The organism is Mesonia sp. K4-1 (assembly GCF_008017825.1).
Taxonomy (GTDB): domain Bacteria; phylum Bacteroidota; class Bacteroidia; order Flavobacteriales; family Flavobacteriaceae; genus Mesonia.
In genome coordinates this window covers 35,290-52,279 of sequence record NZ_VRLS01000026.1, presented here as the reverse complement: position 1 = coordinate 52,279, position 16,990 = coordinate 35,290, and the positions used below count along the sequence as shown (strand labels likewise).

General features: G+C 33.2%; 17 protein-coding genes. 10 read left to right on the top strand and 7 right to left on the bottom strand.

The features are described 5' to 3' along the window. The first annotated feature begins 2 nt into the window (after window positions 1–2). Genes FT986_RS04480 through apaG form a run of 3 tightly spaced genes read left to right on the top strand, consistent with a single transcriptional unit; the run spans window position 3 to window position 2,671 of the window. A complete protein-coding gene (locus FT986_RS04480) occupies window positions 3–1,253 on the top strand; it encodes a DUF5103 domain-containing protein (protein ID WP_147864046.1) in 1,251 nt (416 codons plus the stop codon). 20 nt (window positions 1,254–1,273) lie between these two features. After that, window positions 1,274–2,281, top strand: a complete 1,008-nt coding sequence (locus FT986_RS04475; RefSeq protein ID WP_147864045.1) for a DUF3667 domain-containing protein — start codon at window positions 1,274–1,276, stop codon at window positions 2,279–2,281. 3 nt (window positions 2,282–2,284) lie between these two features. Beyond that, complete coding sequence (apaG, locus tag FT986_RS04470; RefSeq protein ID WP_147864044.1) at window positions 2,285–2,671, top strand: Co2+/Mg2+ efflux protein ApaG; 387 nt, start codon at window positions 2,285–2,287, stop codon at window positions 2,669–2,671. Here the strand turns inward: apaG and FT986_RS04465 are convergent. Further along, window positions 2,664–3,362: an NRDE family protein gene (locus FT986_RS04465; protein WP_147864043.1), complete on the bottom strand. Its 699-nt coding sequence runs from the start codon at window positions 3,360–3,362 to the stop codon at window positions 2,664–2,666. The genes apaG and FT986_RS04465 overlap by 8 nt on opposite strands. 129 nt (window positions 3,363–3,491) lie before the next feature. Here FT986_RS04465 and pruA point away from each other — a divergent pair, with 129 nt between their 5' ends. Beyond that, entirely contained in the window at window positions 3,492–5,120 is a 1,629-nt protein-coding gene (gene pruA / locus FT986_RS04460; RefSeq protein WP_147864042.1) for an L-glutamate gamma-semialdehyde dehydrogenase, read from the top strand. Between the two features lie 110 nt (window positions 5,121–5,230). Here pruA and rsmG read toward each other — a convergent pair whose 3' ends face one another. Both rsmG and FT986_RS04450 read right to left on the bottom strand, forming a co-directional pair. After that, window positions 5,231–5,860, bottom strand: coding sequence for a 16S rRNA (guanine(527)-N(7))-methyltransferase RsmG (gene rsmG / locus FT986_RS04455; RefSeq protein WP_147864041.1), 630 nt, complete (start codon window positions 5,858–5,860; stop codon window positions 5,231–5,233). A 56-nt stretch (window positions 5,861–5,916) separates the two neighbouring features. Continuing rightward, window positions 5,917–6,645, bottom strand: a complete 729-nt coding sequence (locus FT986_RS04450) for a TrkA C-terminal domain-containing protein (RefSeq protein ID WP_147864040.1) — start codon at window positions 6,643–6,645, stop codon at window positions 5,917–5,919. Between the two features lie 189 nt (window positions 6,646–6,834). Here FT986_RS04450 and FT986_RS04445 point away from each other — a divergent pair, with 189 nt between their 5' ends. Both FT986_RS04445 and FT986_RS04440 read left to right on the top strand, forming a co-directional pair. Continuing rightward, window positions 6,835–7,935, top strand: a complete 1,101-nt coding sequence (locus tag FT986_RS04445) for an acyl-CoA desaturase (RefSeq protein ID WP_111541720.1) — start codon at window positions 6,835–6,837, stop codon at window positions 7,933–7,935. 14 nt (window positions 7,936–7,949) lie between these two features. Then, complete coding sequence (locus tag FT986_RS04440) at window positions 7,950–9,137, top strand: pyridoxal phosphate-dependent aminotransferase (protein WP_147864039.1); 1,188 nt, start codon at window positions 7,950–7,952, stop codon at window positions 9,135–9,137. 79 nt (window positions 9,138–9,216) lie between these two features. On the opposite strand, the gene FT986_RS04435 is transcribed toward FT986_RS04440, so the two are convergent. From FT986_RS04435 to trkA, 3 genes are all read right to left on the bottom strand, one after another. Next, window positions 9,217–10,170, bottom strand: coding sequence for a T9SS type A sorting domain-containing protein (locus FT986_RS04435; protein ID WP_147864038.1), 954 nt, complete (start codon window positions 10,168–10,170; stop codon window positions 9,217–9,219). Between the two features lie 88 nt (window positions 10,171–10,258). Continuing rightward, window positions 10,259–11,755 carry a TrkH family potassium uptake protein gene (locus FT986_RS04430; protein WP_147864037.1) on the bottom strand — a complete coding sequence of 499 codons (1,497 nt, stop codon included), beginning with the start codon at window positions 11,753–11,755 and terminating at the stop codon, window positions 10,259–10,261. Next, a complete protein-coding gene (gene trkA / locus FT986_RS04425) occupies window positions 11,755–13,104 on the bottom strand; it encodes a Trk system potassium transporter TrkA (protein WP_111541716.1) in 1,350 nt (449 codons plus the stop codon). Before trkA ends, FT986_RS04430 begins: the two co-directional genes overlap by 1 nt. A gap of 129 nt (window positions 13,105–13,233) precedes the next feature. Here trkA and ubiE point away from each other — a divergent pair, with 129 nt between their 5' ends. The 4 genes from ubiE to FT986_RS04405 all read left to right on the top strand — a co-directional run bounded on the left by ubiE (window position 13,234) and on the right by FT986_RS04405 (window position 16,120). Then, window positions 13,234–13,962: a bifunctional demethylmenaquinone methyltransferase/2-methoxy-6-polyprenyl-1,4-benzoquinol methylase UbiE gene (gene ubiE, locus FT986_RS04420; RefSeq protein WP_111541715.1), complete on the top strand. Its 729-nt coding sequence runs from the start codon at window positions 13,234–13,236 to the stop codon at window positions 13,960–13,962. Window positions 13,963–13,966: 4 nt separating this feature from the next. After that, window positions 13,967–14,659, top strand: coding sequence for a porin family protein (locus tag FT986_RS04415; RefSeq protein WP_111541714.1), 693 nt, complete (start codon window positions 13,967–13,969; stop codon window positions 14,657–14,659). A 67-nt stretch (window positions 14,660–14,726) separates the two neighbouring features. Continuing rightward, window positions 14,727–15,455: a carboxypeptidase-like regulatory domain-containing protein gene (locus FT986_RS04410; protein ID WP_147864036.1), complete on the top strand. Its 729-nt coding sequence runs from the start codon at window positions 14,727–14,729 to the stop codon at window positions 15,453–15,455. 392 nt (window positions 15,456–15,847) lie between these two features. Then, window positions 15,848–16,120: a hypothetical protein gene (locus tag FT986_RS04405; protein WP_147864035.1), complete on the top strand. Its 273-nt coding sequence runs from the start codon at window positions 15,848–15,850 to the stop codon at window positions 16,118–16,120. Between the two features lie 133 nt (window positions 16,121–16,253). Here FT986_RS04405 and FT986_RS04400 read toward each other — a convergent pair whose 3' ends face one another. Then, window positions 16,254–16,976 carry an RNA methyltransferase gene (locus FT986_RS04400; RefSeq protein ID WP_147864034.1) on the bottom strand — a complete coding sequence of 241 codons (723 nt, stop codon included), beginning with the start codon at window positions 16,974–16,976 and terminating at the stop codon, window positions 16,254–16,256. Between the last annotated feature and the right edge of the window lie 14 nt (window positions 16,977–16,990).

Genomic DNA, 16,990 nt, shown 5'->3' with positions numbered 1-16,990 from the left:
TTATGAAACACTATTCGTTAGCCATCGTATTTTTCTTTTTTAATCTCTTATTGATAGGGCAAGAATTAGAAACTACTCCGCCAGAATACATAAGAACTATTCAATTTAAAGGAGAACAAGAGTTTGCAGGTACCCCAATTATATCTTTAGGACAACCCGTGGTCTTAGAGTTTGATGACCTTATAGGAGATGAAGCTGATTATTTTTACACCATTGAACATTATAATTTTGACTGGACTCCTTCCAATTTATCAAAGAATGAGTTTATGACTGGGTTTGATGACGTGCGAATTTTAAATTATGAAAACTCTTTTAATACGCTACAAATTTACTCTCACTATAATCTAACCATCCCAAATAAAAATACTCGCAACCTTAAAGTGAGTGGGAATTATATGATTAAGGTATGGGATGAAAATAGAGATTTGGTTTTTTCTAGAAAGTTTATGGTGTATGAAGATCTTGCCATTATTAAAGTACAAGTAAAACGTTCTAGAGATTTAAAGTTTATCAACACCAAGCAGGTAGTAAATTTCTCTGTAAATGGCGGAGAAAATATTTTAATAAGAAATCCCGATCAAAACCTAAAGACGCTTATTATTCCTAATAATAACCTTCAGAAATCTATTTACAACCTTAAACCGCAATATTCTGTAGGCAATGAGTTAATTTATAGGTATGACCAAGAAGCTTCATTTTGGGGAGGGAATGAATTTATATTTTTTGATAATAAAGATGTTCGCGCGTCTACACTAAACATTAGATCTATTCAACTTATAGATATCTACAACACCTATTTATATGCCGACAAAGTAAGAAAATTTGACACTTATACATACAACCCAGACATTAACGGGAATTTTGTTGTTAACACCATACAAGGAGACGATGCTACTATACAGTCTGAATATACTTGGGTTCATTTCTATTTAAGCAATTACGAACGTTTAAATGGTGGAGAAATTCATATTTACGGAAATTTCAACAATTACACTTTAGACGATTCTACAAAGCTCACCTATAATACTAAAAAAGACTTTTACGAAACCAAACGTCTTTTTAAACAAGGGTTCTACAATTATAAATATGTATTATTAGAAAAAGACGGAACCATTAATGAAGGTTATTTTTCTGGTGATTTTGATGAAACCGAAAATCAGTACAACGTGCTAGCATACTATAGAGAACTTGGCGGAAGATATGACAGGATTATTGGCGTAGGAAGCGCGAATAGCAGAAATATTACCAACTAATTTAATAAGCATAAGCCTCTATGAAAAACTCTAGGTTTTCTTATAAATATAGAGGCTCTCAATGCTTAAATTGTGATGCTCTATTAGATAAAAGCGATCGTTTTTGCCATTATTGCGGACAGTTAAACTCTACAAAAAAGCTCAGTTTCAAGGATTTTGCGTCAGAATTTTTTGGAGGTTTATTCGCCTACGATTCTAGAGTTTATAAGACCTTAAGGAAGTTACTTTTTTCTCCAGGAAGACTTTCAAAAGAGTATGTCTCTGGGAAAAGAAACACTTATGTAAACCCTTTTAGATTTTTTCTTAGCCTCGCTTTGATCATCTTTATCCTTTACGGAATAAAACTTTCCTATCAGAACGAAACCGAGAACGCTTTTAAAGATATCATTACAAGCACCGAGAGTGAATGTACATCTATAGAAAACTTTAAAAATTCAACTGCCTATTATTCCGAAGAGGAATTAGAGAAACTTTCCTTTCTTAATTCATCATCGAAAAGAATTGGTATTTACAACGAATATTACAAGATAAAAAAAGAACCTTCATCTCTAGTAGCATTAGAAGAACTAAATCATACCCACACGCGACTAAATTCTTATTACTATAAAAAAACATTACAAGTAAAAGAAGTCATGAAAGACCCGTCTAGCTTTATATCGTATATGGTTAGTAAGCTTCCTTTTATAATATTTTGCTTCATCCCCATCTCAGCTCTTTTTGTATGGTTAAGCTTCGGGAGAACCTCTTATAATTATATGGAGCATTTAGTGTTTACTTTCAATAATCAATCTTTTTTCTTTTTCACTTACGCGATAGCACTTACAATTAAAGACATCACAGGCTTTAGCAGTATCTATTTCTTATTATTCATCGTCTATAATATTCATTTTTATTTAGCGCTAAAGAGATTTTATGAGCAAAAAACTTGGAAAACAATTGTTAAGTTTGTGTTTTTAAATACTATATTTATTACCTTAGCATTGTTTGCTACAATAATTTCATTTTTTGGGACGTTTGCAATCTATTAGATTATGATTCAACAAGTAACACGAGGCATCAAGATTTCTGTAAAGACTAGTTTTCAAGGCACTTTCTTGAAGAACTACAAAATTCACTTTGCTTTTTCTTATCGTATTACTATTGAAAACCAAAGTAATGATTCGGTACAACTCACTTCCCGTTTTTGGAAAATTAAAGATGCTTTAAGCAGAAGTGAAATTGTTCAAGGCGAAGGTATTATTGGTAAAAAACCTGTTATTAAACCTGGCGAATCTCACACTTATAGTAGCGGCTGCCTTATCACTTCTCCTTTTGGATCGATGAGTGGACATTACAATATGGTCAACTTTACATCTACAAGAAAGTTTAAAGTCTTAATCCCTTCTTTTAAATTAAGTGCTCCATTTGCCCTTAACTAATTTCTAGTTTAGATATTTCATTATTTTTTAAATCTTCAAACTTAATAAGCTTTTGATTAGGTTTGATTACTACCTGCGTAATACTTGTTGTTTTCAATATTCCTCTATCAATAACTAAATCTCCTTTTTTTTGATGATGAAAATTTAAAATTTCTTTTTCAGAAATATCGGCATGAGATTTTAAAAATTCTTGCCAATATTTTTCTCGTGATTTTCGCTGAATTTGATCATAAGTCATAGAAGCTGACCAAATTTGAGATTCTACCTGTTCATTAAATAGGTGTTTTTGCTCTCCATCCCAAACCCATTTGAAGATTCTCAAATCACTTTTAAATTCTATATTGATAAGTGTAAAAGGTTCCACCTCAGTTAAACTAAAATTTTCAAAAAAATGTTCAATGTTTTCAGTTTTTAAAGCTTCTTTTACCACCACTCCTCTACTCATATTGTATTGTGGTTTACGTTGGTGCGCTTCAAAACCTCCATTCATCAAACACACTAAGCGTTGCCAAGAACTAACCCCGACCCAAGTTCCCCCAGCAATTTCATCTTTTGGGAACCACAAATCTATCTCATCTTCCATATAATGTTTAGGTGGTAAAGTTGGTCTATCTATAGATTCATCTCTATTAGAGGTAAACACAAAGGAGTGATCTTCCGCTTTAAGCGGAAAAAAGGTTAGAGTACACATAATTTTGGAAATCTTAAATTTACTTAACACAACTTAAGAAAACCTTAGCTTGAAACCAAAATCATGTTGGCATATTTTACTTATATTTATGCCGAAAATAATTTACGAAACAAAAAAACAAAAAATATTATGGGGAAAGGATTTTTTCACGTTCCGCCGGCAGAAAACGAGCCAATTAAAAGTTACGCTCCGGGTACTCCGGAAAGAGAAGAAGTATTACTCACTTACAAAGATTTATACAACCAAAAAGTAGATGTACCTCTTTATATTGGTGATAAAGAAGTTAGAACTAACAACACATCTAGCATACACCCACCACACGATCACCAACATAATTTGGGAGTATATCATTTAGCTGAGAAAAAAAATATAGAAGATTCAATTGAAGCTGCATTAGAAGCTCGCAAAGAGTGGGCTAACCTACCGTGGGAACAACGTGCCGCTGTATTTTTAAAAGCTGCCGAATTAATTGCTGGTCCATACCGTCAAAAAATGAATGCGGCCACCATGATTGGTCAGTCTAAAAATATTTTCCAAGCTGAAATTGATTCTGCCTGTGAAATTGTAGATTTTATACGTTTTAACGTAGAGTACATGACGCAAATTTATGATGAGCAACCAGAATCTGATTCTTCTGCTTGGAACCGTGTTGAACACAGACCTTTAGAAGGATTTGTTTATGCTATTACTCCGTTTAACTTTACAGCTATCGCTGGTAACCTTCCTGCAAGTGCTGCATTAATGGGTAACGTAACAATTTGGAAGCCAAGTGACAGCCAAATGTTATCTGCAAAAGTATTGATGGATGTTTTCCAAGAAGCTGGCGTACCTGCAGGGGTAATTAATATGGTTATGGGAGATCCTGAAATGATCACTGATACTGTATTAGCTAGTCCAGATTTTGCTGGAATACACTTTACTGGAAGTACAACAGTATTTAAAAATATTTGGGCAAAAATTGGAGCTAACATTCACAATTATAAAACTTACCCAAGAATAGTTGGAGAAACTGGAGGTAAAGATTTTATTATGGCACACCCTTCTGCTAATCCTAAAGAAGTTTCTACTGCTATTGCAAGAGGAGCGTTTGAGTTTCAGGGGCAAAAATGTAGTGCTGCATCACGTTGTTACATGCCAAAAAGTCTTTGGCCAGAAATTAAAGAACAATTGGTTGCCGATGTAAAATCGTTTAAAATGGGTTCTCCTGAAAATATGGAAAACTTCATTAATGCAGTTATTCACGAAGGTTCTTTTGATAAGTTAGCGAAGTATATAGACCAAGCTAAAAAAGACAAAGATGCAGAGATTATTGTAGGAGGTAATTATGATAAATCTAAAGGTTATTTTGTAGAGCCTACGGTTATTGTAACTACCGATCCTAAGTATACTACTATGGAAACTGAACTTTTTGGACCTGTAGTGACTATTTATGTATACGAAGATGATAAGTACGAAGAAACTCTACACGTTGTAGACAATACAAGTGCTTACGCATTAACAGGTGCTATTTTCTCTAAAGATCGTTATGCAGCAAGTTTAGCAACCGATATTTTACAAAATGCAGCTGGTAACTTCTACATCAATGATAAATGTACTGGTGCCGTTGTTGGAAGACAACCATTTGGTGGTGCAAGAAATAGTGGAACTAACGATAAAGCAGGTTCTAAACTTAATTTATTACGTTGGGTTTCTCCACGTTTAATTAAAGAAACTTTTGTTCCTGCAACAGATTACAGATATCCATTTATGGGTGAGTAATTTTTTAAAGATTCAAATAAAAAAAACCTGCTTTAGAGCAGGTTTTTTTTATTTAATATACTTTAAGCAATAAGTCGATATCTATAATGACTTGAACGTTTTAAAAATTTTTATCCTTTATATTTCATAGGAAGATGTACCACACTTTTGGTTTCAAAAAAATCTTCTTTAAAATAATCACTTAACGGATATATTTTTGCAGTCTGGTATTTAGCCAATTCCTCGCTTAAATCGCCGCCTTTTAAATACAGGATTCCGTTTTTAAGTTCGTGATTACTTTTTTTGGCTACCTTTCCTTTTACCCAGCGCACGAAGGTTTCCATTTGAGCAACAGCTCTACTTACAATAAAATCGTATTGTTCATCAACCTCCTCTACTCGACAGTTCGAGGTTTTTACATTTTCTAAGCTCAAACCTTCTGCTACTTCATTTACCACTTTTATCTTTTTCCCAATACTATCTACCAAATGAAATTGTACTTCAGGAAATAAGATCGCGAGAGGAATTCCGGGGAAACCGCCACCTGTACCTACATCCATTACCTTGCTGCCTGGTAAAAATGATTGAATTTTAGCAATTCCTAAAGAATGTAATACGTGTCTGGTATAAATTTCATCAATATCCTTTCTAGAAACCACATTGATTTTTAGATTCCAGTCTTTATATAAATCTTTAAGGCGTTCAAATTTGACTTTTTGATCTTCCGTTAAGTCAGGGAAATAAGTTGTAATTTCTTTCAAAATATAATTTTTTGCAAATATACTATCCTTTACTAAAACCTTAGGTATTAAAAATACTAAGTATCATTTTCTACAGCTTTTTGATGCTCAATATTACCTTTCCAATTACGCTTACGCTGATTTAAATTTTGAAAAGACTCTGCTTTACCATACATCGTAATTAAATCTTCAGGCCTAACCAAAGAGTCTCCATTCGGGGAACCTATGTATTCTCCCTCAACAGGTTGAATCCCCAAAACAATTACCCCTTCTCTACGTAAATCTAAATCCTTTAATTTTTTATTGGCTAGCCAACTTTCATGATCTACCCTTAATTCAGTAATTTGAAAATTATCTGCCAAATGTAAAATTGAAGCGTAATCTTTCACATCTATATCTGTATATTTTTTTAGAGCTTTCCCAATGACTTTCGACAACCACCGATCTATAATAGAGCTTCTTATTGCCCACCAAAGCAAACTCAAACCTACCACGATAATTAGTAATCCATACAATAAAGAACTTGTTTTGTTAGGAAGCACAAAAGCTAAAATTAAGGTTGACATAGTAGTTACAATCCCTGCATTCCCAACCAGCATAAGCATATAAATTATCTTTCTCCTCACAGGAAAATTCATTATTTTCTCAGATTCTCCCGTTGTAAACCCTGTTCCCGTATAAGCAGATCTTGCCTGAAATCTAGCACTTTCTGTAGATAATCCTGTATGTGCTAAAGCTATAGCTGCTACTCTCGTTATTAGAGCTGATAAAGTTACAATTACAAACAAAGAAATGGCTGGTATCATATTTTTTCTTATTTTAAATGCTTTATTCTATATAAAAATAAATAACATTTTCAATTTAAATAAAGATAAAACCTCTAAGAAACAATTAAAAAACAAATATTTAGTTATAGCTTAAACTATACTTTATGACTCTAAATGCTTTAATAAGCATATTAATTCATAAATTTGAAACTTCTTATTTTAAGATTAATGAAAGATCAAGTTGTAAAATTTTCTCGAATAGATTCCGCAAAGTTTTTTAGAACTTTAAATAAACGCGTAAATAACTATTTCAAAGAAAACGAAATCTCAAAAACAGGAAATTGGAAACTTCACCTTAAAACAATCGTGATGTTCTCTTTATTTCTTACACCCTATTTTTTAATGTTAACTTTAGACATCTCTCAATGGTGGATGCTCGTACTTACCATTGTTATGGGAGTTGGTATGGCTGGCGTTGGCATGAATGTCATGCACGATGCTAATCATGGCTCTTATTCTTCCAAAAAATGGGTGAACAAAGTGATGGGAAGCAGTATGTACATCCTTGCCGGAAATGTTTATAATTGGCAAGTGCAACACAATGTTTTGCACCACACGTACACAAACATTCATGGGCATGATGAAGACTTAGATGCCGGTAGAGTTATCCGCTTTAGCGAACATTCTAAATGGCATAAATTCCATAAATTTCAACATTACTACTCAGTTTTCCTTTACGGATTATTAACCTTTAACTGGGTTCTAACTACAGATTTTAAACAAACACACCGTTATTTAAAAAGAAAGCTATCATATGGTAAATTACCTAGTCCATTAAAGCAATGGAGTACAATTGCGGTGACTAAAACACTCTATATTGCGATTTGGATTGTTATTCCTATGCTTATTATGAGCATCGCTTGGTGGAAAATTTTACTCGGATTTTTTATTATGCATTATACTGCTGGGATCATTTTAAGTGTAGTTTTTCAATTAGCACACGTGGTAGAAAATACACAAATGCCGCTACCTGACGATAAAGGTTCTATGAAAAATACATGGGCTATTCATCAACTATTTACTACCGTGAATTTTTCTACGAAAAATAAAGTCGTAAACTGGTTTACAGGAGGTTTAAATCATCAAGTAGAGCACCATATTTTTCCAAATATTAGTCACGTTCATTATACAAAAATTTCTAAAATCGTAAAGGAAACTGCTAAAGAATGTAACCTTCCTTACCACGAATATAAAACTACCAGAGCAGCAATTATTGCCCACTTTAAACACCTTAAAGAAATGGGAACTAACCCTGCTTTAACTGCTTAAACCTACCAAACTTTATGCAAAATCAATTATCTGATAGAATCAACAAATTAGAAACTTCGGCTACATTAGCTATGGCTGCAAAAACACGCGAGCTAAAAGCTGAAGGTAAAAATATCATTGGCCTTAGTTTAGGCGAACCCGATTTTAACACCCCAGATTTTATTAAAGAGGCTGCCATTCAAGCCATTAATGATAACTATAATTCATATACTCCAGTAGATGGATACGACGAATTAAAGCAAGCTATTATCAACAAATTTAAAAGAGATAATAGACTTACTTATGATAAGTCTCAAATTGTCGTTTCTACGGGGGCAAAACAATGTTTAGCCAATGTTGCTATGGTTTGCATCAACCCCGGTGACGAAGTAATTTTACCTTGCCCATACTGGGTAAGTTATAATGATATTGTAAAAATTGCAGAAGGTGTGCCAGTAGAAGTTCCTACTACCATCGAGACCGATTTTAAAATGACACCCGAACAATTGGAAGCTGCGATCACTCCAAAAACAAAAATGTTGTGGTTTAGCTCTCCTTGTAATCCAAGCGGAATGTTGTACAATAAAGAAGAATTAAGAGCTTTAGCAGACGTTTTAAAGAAACACCCAGATATTATTGTAGTAAGTGATGAAATCTATGAGCACATCAATTTTGTAGGAGGTCACGTTTCTATAGCAGAATTTGAAGATATGTACGACCGTACAGTCACTGTTAACGGGGTCTCTAAGGCATTTGCCATGACAGGTTGGCGTATTGGTTATATTGGAGCTCCTCCGCACATTGCAAGAGCTTGTAACAAAATTCAAGGTCAATTTACTAGCGGAGCTAATTGCATTGCCCAACGCGCTACTATTGCAGCATTAGAAGCTCCTGTAAGTAAGATTTCTTTTATGATCGATACATTTAAAGAACGTAGAAAACTCATTTTAGATTTATTAAGCGAAGTTCCTGGTTTTAAATGTAATGCTCCCCAAGGTGCTTTTTATGTTTTTCCCGATGTCTCGGAATTATTTGGAAAAAGCTTCCGCGGAAAAACTATTAAGAACGCTACAGATTTGAGCATGTATCTTTTAGAAGAAGCCGAAGTTGCTACCGTAACAGGTGAAGCTTTTGGAGACGCTAACTGTATTCGTCTTTCTTATGCCGCGAGCGAAAAAGAAATTACAAAGGCTATACAACAAATTAAAGCTGCTTTAAGTTAAGTTTTAAAGCTACTTATTTTATAATTAAAAAAATGCTTCCTTAAAACAAGGAAGCATTTTTTTTAAAAGGTCATACATTTTATCGCTTAACTATTCGCTGAATAGCTTCTCCTTTATTGCTTTGTATTTTTACAAAATACATTCCGGTTGGAAGTTGAGAAATATCATATTCTGATTGTGAGCCAAAATAAGCAACTTCTTTCCCATCTATAGAAAATATTTGCACACGTTCTATTTCATCTGAAGTTTTTATTTGAAAACTGTTTTGCACAGGGTTAGGGAATAAAGAAACTTCTATTTTGCTTATAATATCTGCTGCTAATGTACAAACTCCTGTGTCATAATAATTAGGGATAACCCCATACATCGTCCAATTATCATAAGGAGAATTATTATTTGTAGCCGCAGTAGCATTATCTACCTTTAAACAAATAGGACGAGCAGAAGTATTCTCAACAGTTATCTCCATATCTAACATATAAATATTGTTGCCATTTTGGAAATTGATTTGCTCTAAATATTGCAAATATCCTGTATGCAAATATTTAATATTAGGGTTAGTGCTTAAATCTATTTCTTCAATATACATAGTAACCACATCATCTTGTCCCTCCATTACCCACAATTCTTCTAAATTTACCAAGCCTGTTAGGTCTAAATTTTTTAAGCCTTCATATGTCCAAATTTCTATCTTTTCTAAATTTACGTTAGCGGTTAAATCTAAGGTAATATCATTGTTATTTTGAAAGTGTGCTGCATCCCATATTTCTAATGACTCTAAAGCTGTAAAATCTTCTAGTCCTGTCAAATCATTAACCATGTATAAATCAAGCACCAGCACTGAAACTATATCGCTAGTTAAGACCTGACCGTTAATAGTACCGTCACTATCAATTCCTTCATCAATAAGATGCTGTTCAAAATTTTGGTCAGGTATGCTAGTGGTTTGGGCGGTGATTTTTAAACCTATAAACAGATTTATAAGTAGTAAAATTAGTTTGATTGAGATGAATTTTTGGTAAAGCTGCTTCATAATAATTTTCTAGAAATAAATTACTTACCTCTAAATATACCAAAAATAATTATGCTTTTACCTCAACTTTTTAACTGCCACTAATTTTTTAGCGGTTTCTCCAGAAGAAAGGAGTTAAAATAATAAGTACCGTAAACAGCTCTAAACGACCTATAAGCATAAGAAAAGCACACCACCATTTTCCTGCAGAAGGCAAAACATCAAAATTATTTACAGGACTTAAAGCTCCGAATGCAGGACCTATATTCCCCAAGGAAGAGGCAGCTCCACCAATAGCTGTAGAAAAACCTAAACCTAAAGACGCCAAGCCTATGGCTCCAATAATAAATGCTAACATATAGAGAATGAAAAAGCCTAATATGTTAAATACAATTTCTCCTCGAATACTTTTACCATTATAACGAACAGGCAAAATTGCATTTGGGTGTAGAGTTCTTTTAAATTCTGTAATTCCATTACGAATCATAATAATATGCCGAACCACTTTAACTCCACCCGAAGTAGATCCTGCAGATCCTCCCAAGAAAAACATTCCGAAGAAGAAAATGGTTAAAAATGGTGTCCAAATACTAAAATCTGCACTTACAAAACCTGTCGTTGTAATTACAGATAAAACTTGAAATAAAGCATGTCTAAAAGCACTCTCTGCCTCTCCCCAAACCATAGGATGCTCAATAGAAGATAAGCCTACATCGGCGTAAAAGTAAATGAGAAAAGCTGCTATTATCGTAAATGAAGTAATAAAAATAACATACCATTTAAACTCTTCATCTTTTAGAATACGCTGTACTCTACCTTTAAAAGCAAAGTAACTCATCACAAAGTTCATTCCTGCTAAGAACATAAACAATATAATGATGTACTGTATAATGGGTTTATGGTTCCAATAAGCAACACTGGCATTTTTTGTAGAGAAGCCTCCCGTAGAAAGCGTACTTAAGGCATGGTTAGCCGCATCGAACATTCCCATCCCAGCGACTTTAAGTAAAATCATTTCGGCTAAAGTATAGCCCACGTAAATAAACCACAAACGCTTGGCTGTATCAGTAATACGAGGTTTTAGTTTATCTGCACTAGGTCCTGGTGCTTCAGCAGCAAAAAGTTGCATCCCTCCGATTCCTAAAAGTGGCAGAATAGCAACGGCAAGCACTATTATTCCCATTCCACCAATCCAATGTGTTAAACTCCTCCAAAGTAAAATCCCTTCAGGAATAACTTCTATATCATTTAATATGGTAGCACCTGTCGTGGTGTAACCAGACATGGTTTCAAAAAAAGCATTGGTAATCGTTGGAATAGATTCAGTAAACAAATAAGGTAACATTCCGCTAAAGGCCATAAAAATCCAACCAAAAGTTACAATAATATAACCTTCACGTTGTTTCATTTCTTTTCGATGTTCTCTTGTAAAAAACATCAATAAAACCCCTATAAACATTGTGGTGATTGAAGCTCCTGCAATCTGCACCGTTACTCCATCTTTATAAAACCAACTTACAAGAGTGGCTATAATCATAAAACCGCCGTTGCATAGCAACAGAAGCCCCATAATATGTAGGATGATTTTATAATTAAGTTTTGGCATTATAAAAAGAGTTTTTCTACCTTATGTATAGATCTAGGCAAAGAACACACTACAACCCTGTCTCCTTCTTTTATTAAAAAGTCTCCCAAGGCTATTATTCCCTCTCCCTGTCTTACTACTCCTCCAATAATTGCTGAGCGAGGCAAATCTATATCTGCAATCTTCTTATTACAAACTTTAGAATTATGATTTACAATAAACTCTAGCAACTCTGCATTCATATTATTGAGTTTAGTCATAGCGACCACTTCTCCTTTTCTTACGTATCTAAATATGTTATTTGCAGCAAGAAGCTTCTTATTAATAAGCGTATTAATTCCTATAGAATGACTGAGCTGAAAATAGTCCATATTCTCCACCAAAGAAATTGTTTTTTTAACACTCTTAGATTTTGCCACTAAGCATGACATAATATTAGTTTCAGAATTTCCAGTAACAGCGATAAAAGCATCCATGTCATGGATATTTTCTTCTTCTAGAAGCCCTACATTTCTCCCGTCTCCTTTAATTACTAAAACCCTAGACATTTCATCGGCTAGCTCAAAGGCTTTATCATGATCTTTCTCTACCAGCTTTACATTAAATTTAGCTGCACTTAACACCATTGCAGTATGTCTCCCAATTTTACTTCCGCCAAGGATCATTACATTTTTAATCTCTTGTTTTACTTTTCCAGTAAGCTTATAAAGTTCTTGCACACCATCTTCGGTAGTGATGAAATATACTTGATCTCCTTCTCTAAATTGAGTATCTCCTCTTGGTATAAGAGTATATTGTGTACCAAATCGCTGAATGGCTATAGGAATAAAATGAAGTTTAGGAAAAATACTAGCAGCTTCTTTTACACTTTTTCCTACAAACGGAGCATTTTTAGATAACTTAAAACCAACCATAGTTAATTTACCATCATCAAATTGGAAGGTGTCATTAAACGCGGACTGATTAATAAGTAATTCTATCTCTTTTGCAGCAAGAGATTCTGGTGAAATAAGTTCATCTATACCAAACTTTACAAACCCAAGTTCATCTTTATTCTCAATAAACTCTGTGTTCGATATTCTTGCGATGGTTCTATTTGCCCCTAACTGTTTTGCTAAAACACAAATGGTAATATTGGTAGTTTCACTACTGGTGACACTCACCACCAAATCGGCTCCTTTTATTTGGGCATCGTTAAGAACCTTTATAGAGGTCGCATCTCCTTTAACTGTTCTAATGTCTAAATGGGTATCTGCATACTCAAGATTGACTTTGTTGTTATCTATTAAAGTGATGTCCTGCGATTCAAAAGAAAGTAGTTTTGCTAAATGAAAACCAACTTCTCCCGCTCCGGCAATAATAATCTTCATATAAAATGAAATTTTAGCAGAACAAAGATAAGCCTTTTAAAAGGATTTGCTAAAATCCTCTCAAGCAATTTTTTAAACCTTTAAAAGCAATATTAAAGCATAAAACTTATCTTTGCCAAAAAAATAAAGATGTCTAAGAAAGTTACACCCTACAAAGATTCTCAGCTTGGCAAGAAAAAGCAAGTAGAACAAATGTTTGATACTATTTCTGAAAATTATGACGGACTTAACCGTGTAATTTCATTTGGGATTGATACTTCTTGGAGAAAAAAAGTGATTGATTTGGTAAAACAAACCAATCCTAAAAACGCTTTAGATATTGCTACAGGAACAGGGGATTTAGCTATTAGCTTAGCGGAAGCAGGAGTTCCCAAAGTTGTGGGCTTAGATTTATCTGAAGGAATGTTGAGTGTAGGTAGAAAAAAAATTACAGAAAAAAAATTAGACCACATCATTGAAATGACTCAAGGTGACTCTGAAGCTTTACCATTTGAAAATGATTCTTTTGATGCGATAACTGTAGCTTTTGGAGTAAGGAATTTTGAAACGCTAGAAAACGGATTAAAAGAAATCTTACGCGTATTAAAACCTGGAGGTATATTTGTGGTTTTAGAAACCTCGGTTCCTACCAAATTCCCTTTTAAACAAGGTTATCGTTTTCATTGTAGGTTTATTTTACCTACTGTGGGTAAATTATTTTCTAAAGATAAAGTTGCTTATAAATATTTAAGTGATAGTGCGGCTGTTTTTCCATTTGGAGAAAAGTTCAACAATATTTTAGCAAAAGTTGGGTTTACACAAGTGAAACACCTTCCACAAACTATGGGAGTGGCAACGATTTATACGGCATCAAAATAAGTTTATGAAGAAAATTTTTTTTCTATTTATCTTTTTTATCGCATTTCAAACTACAGAAGCTCAATGGCTTTTTAGTAAAGAAAAAATTAAAAACAAAGAGAACTTTGACAAACAACGTTGGTCTTGGGGTTATTTTTTAGGTTTTAATTCTTACGATTTTAAGTTTGAATACGAAGGTCAGGCTCAAGATGTAATTGTCGAAAAAAGCTTAGGTTTCAATGTGGGGCTTTTAGGAAACTTAAGAATTAACGATTATATAGATTTAAGATTAGAACCTGGAGTAGTTTTTTCTGGTAGAAATTTAACCTTTCCAGATATTCCCGAAGATAACTTTAGAGAAGTAAAATCTACCTATGTTCACATTCCGCTACTGGTGAAGTTCTCAACCAAACGAATCAATAATTTTAAGCCTTTTGTCGTTGCAGGAGTTTCTACTTCGATTAATTTATCAAGTAATGAAAACAATCCCGATGATAACAGTGCAGGGGAATTTAGAATGATAAATAACACCAATTATTACGAAGTTGGTTTTGGTATAGATTTATACTTACCCTATTTTAAATTTACTCCATCTATACGCGGTATTTTTGCAATGACCGATGAGCTTAAAAGAGATGAAGATCCCAACAGCCCATATACTGGAAACATTGACAGTATGAGTACGCGAGGTATTTTTATTAATTTTACTTTTCAATAACCAAATAACTTTTTAGTTGATTCATATTTAATTCTTTATCTTTAAGATGAATTAAATATTTGTGTTTTTGAAATATACCATAGACATTCCCAAACCATGTGATGAAGGCTGGCAAAACATGACTCCTACCCAAAAAGGGAGGTTTTGTGCCAGTTGCCAGAAAGAGGTGATTGATTTCACACAACTTTCCTCTTCTGATATTGCTCGGAAAATAAAAAGCAGGAAGAATTTATGTGGCAGATTTACTAAAGACCAACTTCAACAAAATTATACAACCTCTTCCCAAAACAACTTAAGTCGTTTAGGGATTGCTTTAGGTTTAGGCTCTATTATTGCCGTAGCTCAGCCTAGTTTTGCTCAAGAAAAAAATATAAAAGTCCAAATAGAACAAGACATAGTAGATAAAGGTTTAAAAAAGAAGATCACTACTAAAAATGATTCTATTCTTTTTTCAGGAACAGTGTTAGATGATCAAAATCTTACGCTTCCAGGAGCAAATATAATTCAACTAAATAAAACCCACAGAACACAAGCCGATTTCGAGGGGAATTTTTCAATCTTTATTCATAAAGAAGATCTAAAGAATGATGTATTCTTAGAAATAACTTATACTGGATTTAAAAACAAAAAAATTAAATTAATAAAAGAAGAAGCTTATAAAAAACATAAAATAAATTTAGAATTTAGTGATGAGTTGACAGAAGTTTACGTAGGCTATGTCTATTATTCCCGTCCCAACATCTTCCAACGTTTCCTCAACCTTTTTAGAAGTAAAGAAAATAAACGACATTTTTAAATTGCACTAATTAATTAACCTCTTCTCCACTCACTTAATAAAATAGCGGTAGACGTGACTACATTTAAACTTTCGTTGATTGGTTTTCGCCAAATTAGGGAATACTTATTTTTTGGTGTGCTAGAGTTTTTATGGAGGAAGAAATGCCGTTGGCTTCATTGCCGTTATCTAACAATTTCAGTATCTGAAATTCTATATTTCCATTTTTTAACTACCGTTAGATTACTATATAACTTCAAAAAAAATAAAAGTTAAGTAGTATTAATGTTTTGAGGGATTGAAAATAAAAATTGACAAATTCCCCGTTTTATCTAGTGTCGTCTCTTTCCTTTTTTTTTATTTCGTGTTAACTTTTGCAAAAGGTTGATTATTAAATTTTGAAATAAATTGCAATGAAAAACATAACCAGACAAACAGTAATTATAACAATGGTGGTAACCCTATTTCTTTCTTTAGGGTTTAATAATATTGACTTATTCTCACCTTCAATTAAATTTATAATCAATGTAGCGCTACTTATCCTACAAATTACATTATTAATTTTACTAATGAAAAAGAATAAAAAAGATAATACTTCAAATAACAGAATAAGCAAAGGTTTAAAATTTGGCGGAATTGCTTTGCTTTTGTTACTAGGCTTTATAGCTTTTGGTTACTACAAATAAAAACTATTAAAGGCATAAATGATTCTCCATTTATCATTTTTTGTATATTAAACTAGGTCCTTATTCCCTATTTCTACACTTCCTCACCTTTTTAGAAGTAAAGAAAATAAGCGATATTTTTAAACTGCATTAATTACCCTCTTCTCCATTCACTTAGCAAAATAGCAGTAGCCGTGGCTACATTCAAACTTTCAGTAGATTGATTTTCGTCAAATTGGGGAATACTTATTTTTTGACTTGCTAAACTTTCGATAGAGGAAGAAATACCATTGGCCTCATTACCTAATATTAAAATTCCGCTTGACGGTAATTGGGTTTTATATACATTTTCACCATCCATAAAAGTTCCTAAAATTGGCAGCTCGGTGTTTTTTAAAGTTTCATATAAATCCGCGTAAGCGATATGAACTCTAGTAAGAGAACCCATTGTTGCTTGTACTACTTTTTCATTATAGCAATCTACGGTATCATTTGAGCACAAAAGTTGTTTTACGCCAAACCAATCACAAAGCCTAATGATAGTCCCTAAATTACCAGGATCTCGCACTCCGTCTAAAGCTACCACCAAATCTTGAAGTGGTTTTTCTTCTGTTTCTGGGATTTTAAACAAGGCTAAAGCAGTTTGAGCTGTGCTTAGTTTAGTAATCTTTTTAAGTTCTTGCGGTGTTACTAGAGTAAATTTATCTTTAGGAACAAAAAACAAATCGACTTCGGCAAAAAGCATTTCTAGTTCATAAGAAGAATTAAGGAGTTCTTTAATGACTTTTATTCCTTCTGCTACAAACAATCTGTTTTTATTTCGGTATTTTTTTTGTGATAGACTGTTTATTAACTTTATTTGGCTTTTGCTAAGCATAAATTGATGTATTT

Coding starts and splice junctions, on each gene's coding strand:
- FT986_RS04465 (WP_147864043.1), bottom strand. CDS start 3,362: ATGTGTACTCTAACCTTTTTTCCGCTTAAAGCGGAAGATCACTCCTTT.
- pruA (WP_147864042.1), top strand. CDS start 3,492: ATGGGGAAAGGATTTTTTCACGTTCCGCCGGCAGAAAACGAGCCAATT.
- FT986_RS04415 (WP_111541714.1), top strand. CDS start 13,967: ATGAAGAAAATTTTTTTTCTATTTATCTTTTTTATCGCATTTCAAACT.
- apaG (WP_147864044.1), top strand. CDS start 2,285: ATGATTCAACAAGTAACACGAGGCATCAAGATTTCTGTAAAGACTAGT.
- FT986_RS04430 (WP_147864037.1), bottom strand. CDS start 11,755: ATGCCAAAACTTAATTATAAAATCATCCTACATATTATGGGGCTTCTG.
- trkA (WP_111541716.1), bottom strand. CDS start 13,104: ATGAAGATTATTATTGCCGGAGCGGGAGAAGTTGGTTTTCATTTAGCA.
- FT986_RS04405 (WP_147864035.1), top strand. CDS start 15,848: ATGAAAAACATAACCAGACAAACAGTAATTATAACAATGGTGGTAACC.
- FT986_RS04445 (WP_111541720.1), top strand. CDS start 6,835: ATGAAAGATCAAGTTGTAAAATTTTCTCGAATAGATTCCGCAAAGTTT.
- FT986_RS04480 (WP_147864046.1), top strand. CDS start 3: ATGAAACACTATTCGTTAGCCATCGTATTTTTCTTTTTTAATCTCTTA.
- FT986_RS04475 (WP_147864045.1), top strand. CDS start 1,274: ATGAAAAACTCTAGGTTTTCTTATAAATATAGAGGCTCTCAATGCTTA.
- FT986_RS04440 (WP_147864039.1), top strand. CDS start 7,950: ATGCAAAATCAATTATCTGATAGAATCAACAAATTAGAAACTTCGGCT.
- FT986_RS04435 (WP_147864038.1), bottom strand. CDS start 10,170: ATGAAGCAGCTTTACCAAAAATTCATCTCAATCAAACTAATTTTACTA.
- FT986_RS04450 (WP_147864040.1), bottom strand. CDS start 6,645: ATGATACCAGCCATTTCTTTGTTTGTAATTGTAACTTTATCAGCTCTA.
- ubiE (WP_111541715.1), top strand. CDS start 13,234: ATGTCTAAGAAAGTTACACCCTACAAAGATTCTCAGCTTGGCAAGAAA.
- FT986_RS04400 (WP_147864034.1), bottom strand. CDS start 16,976: ATGCTTAGCAAAAGCCAAATAAAGTTAATAAACAGTCTATCACAAAAA.